This is a genomic window from Eubacterium ramulus ATCC 29099 (genome assembly GCF_000469345.1).
Classification (GTDB): domain Bacteria; phylum Bacillota; class Clostridia; order Lachnospirales; family Lachnospiraceae; genus Eubacterium_I; species Eubacterium_I ramulus.
Genome location: NZ_KI271186.1, coordinates 4,411 through 6,481, shown reverse-complemented (window position 1 = coordinate 6,481; position 2,071 = coordinate 4,411). Strand labels below are relative to the sequence as shown.

The 2,071-nt window shown below is 33.9% G+C and carries 5 protein-coding genes; all 5 read right to left on the bottom strand.

Features of this window, described 5'->3' with window-relative positions:
* Nucleotides 1–200 (bottom strand): hypothetical protein (locus HMPREF0373_RS17185; RefSeq protein ID WP_021740590.1); only part of this gene is annotated, 200 nt, incomplete at its 3' end.
* 28 nt (nucleotides 201–228) lie between these two features.
* The gene (locus HMPREF0373_RS14725) at nucleotides 229–663 is read right to left on the bottom strand and encodes a DUF6756 family protein (RefSeq protein WP_021740588.1); all 435 of its coding nucleotides are present in this window, start codon (nucleotides 661–663) and stop codon (nucleotides 229–231) included.
* 18 nt (nucleotides 664–681) lie between these two features.
* Nucleotides 682–1,038 (bottom strand): hypothetical protein, encoded by a 357-nt coding sequence (locus tag HMPREF0373_RS14720; protein WP_021740586.1) that lies wholly within the window; start codon nucleotides 1,036–1,038, stop codon nucleotides 682–684.
* Entirely contained in the window at nucleotides 1,038–1,412 is a 375-nt protein-coding gene (locus HMPREF0373_RS14715; RefSeq protein ID WP_021740585.1) for a hypothetical protein, read from the bottom strand. The genes HMPREF0373_RS14720 and HMPREF0373_RS14715 overlap by 1 nt, the downstream gene beginning before the upstream one ends.
* Nucleotides 1,413–1,427: 15 nt before the next feature.
* Entirely contained in the window at nucleotides 1,428–1,811 is a 384-nt protein-coding gene (locus HMPREF0373_RS14710) for a hypothetical protein (protein WP_044964809.1), read from the bottom strand.
* Between the last annotated feature and the right edge of the window lie 260 nt (nucleotides 1,812–2,071).

Genomic DNA, 2,071 nt, shown 5'->3' with positions numbered 1-2,071 from the left:
ACCCATGCTACATTTGGCAGTTTCTCAATCTCTCGAAACTTTTTCCACATTTCATCCAGTGTTGGGCGGCCATTTTCCCACTGGTTTGGAGCAATCGAATCTTCTTCTGAATTTCCATCAAAAAATTCATCCAGCGTTAATAATGGAAACTTATCCCCATTTTCTTCTAATATTTTTTTGAATACCTCAAGTGCTATCATAAATCCCCCTTTCCTTTCAAAGTTTCATTCAACTTTTAAATTTAGCAAGTTCTTCTACCCATTCTCTGGCAGCACCACAACCATACAACACATCATGATGATTGAAGCAAATTACATATGATTGGTCTCTGTCTGTAATATAAAATTCAAATCCAAAAGACTCTCCCAAGATTGTCTGTAATTCCACTCCATTTGCGATTAAAAATGCATGTTCGTCATCACACTTGTTAAAAAACATAATACAATTATTTTCTTTTACATAATCTCCAATTTTTGACCATGCATCTGAATTTTGATAATGGGAACATTCCTTAAACTGTTCCCATATAAATGTCATATTTGTATCACAATACCGTTTCACAATGCGTTCACGAAAATCATCCGTATATTGCCCTGATAAAATATGTGATTTTAAATGATAAACACCAATAACCCTATTTATTTCTTTTGCAATATATCCCATAAAGATAACCCTTTACATTCAATTTTTCTTTATACTTTTAATTTCTATATCAGAGCAATAAAATTCAATCTCATCATTTTCATAATCCCCAACCTCATATTTAACACCAGTTTCATATCCCATTGCTGACATATCTTTCACGTAAAATCCTGAAATCTTCCCGTTTCCTCGGAATCGGAACGAATCTACTTTTTTACATTCCATCTGTATTCTATAATCCGTATAACTTTTCATTTCCAAAATGAGGTTCCGATGTTCTACCCAAAGCACGTCATCAAATACCTTTTCCCACTTCAAACATATTATTTCATCAAATAAGTTAAAATTTTCAATGGTAAAATCTGGAATCACAGATTGCATAATCGATAAATCCATTATTTCATCCCCTCTGATAAAGTGCATTTTACCATCCAATCACTTGCAGCATCTTCTGCTTCTGCACATTCACCGTAATCTAATCCTGCTAAATCTCCCATTGTTTCATCAATATTTAAAATCGATGCTAACGAAACTACTCTCGCATCCTCTTCCTTATGACTTCCACCACATAGGAACTGCCAATATCCGTCTTCATCATGAGAAACATATAAGATTGGTTTATGTTCCTCTAGCACATGGCGACAGGTAAAACATGCAGTATTCGGTGCATCAGCAAAGGGAAATCTATCTACTATAATTTCTTCACTATTCTCTGGTTTCACATTTTCAGATTCAAATCCCTTTTTCTTAAATTTATCCAACAGTCTCATATCTATCTCGTCCCTTTATTTCTCAGCAGATAATATTTCTTTTAATTCATCGATAGTCTTATCCAAAATATCCGATGATATTGGATATTTTCCGGCTTCTCTATGCGCTATTGCCTCTTCCAGTTTTAATAATCTCCAACTTCTTGCCCTTGCTTTACTATTTGCATCAAGATTACTTTGAATATTCACATCGATTGTTTTTGTAAACCATTCTACACCATTTATGTATAACTCCGGGTGCCTATATTTATTGACAAACGTAATAATTTCCTGGCTTTCCTTCACCTTCCCCATTTCCCTAAGTATTCGCGCCTTTAAACAATAGGCATGATCTATGTTACTCCAAAGAGTATCTTTCTTATTTATGTTTAACATAATTTCCTGAATAAGTTCATTCATTTTATAATCCCGCCAAACTTTCCAATTCACTTAATGAAAGACCTTTTACTAAAATAGTATCTTCCTTTGAATCAAGCGCATATTTTTCGATATTCTTTAATGCCATAAAATAATCTGCATCTCCGATAATCGTATCTTTTATGATCCCAAAAACCCTTTACCTGCCGCTGCTTGTTGCTTTCATTTTACCATACTGCCCGCCTTTTTCCATCTGTATTTTTGCAAATGTGGTGCATTGATTACTCTGATAAATATTCCTG

Excerpts from the sequence above, each read along its gene's own strand:
- HMPREF0373_RS14725 (WP_021740588.1), bottom strand. The coding sequence starts at position 663 with ATGGGATATATTGCAAAAGAAATAAATAGGGTTATTGGTGTTTATCAT.
- HMPREF0373_RS14720 (WP_021740586.1), bottom strand. The coding sequence starts at position 1,038 with ATGGATTTATCGATTATGCAATCTGTGATTCCAGATTTTACCATTGAA.
- HMPREF0373_RS14715 (WP_021740585.1), bottom strand. The coding sequence starts at position 1,412 with ATGAGACTGTTGGATAAATTTAAGAAAAAGGGATTTGAATCTGAAAAT.
- HMPREF0373_RS14710 (WP_044964809.1), bottom strand. The coding sequence starts at position 1,811 with ATGAATGAACTTATTCAGGAAATTATGTTAAACATAAATAAGAAAGAT.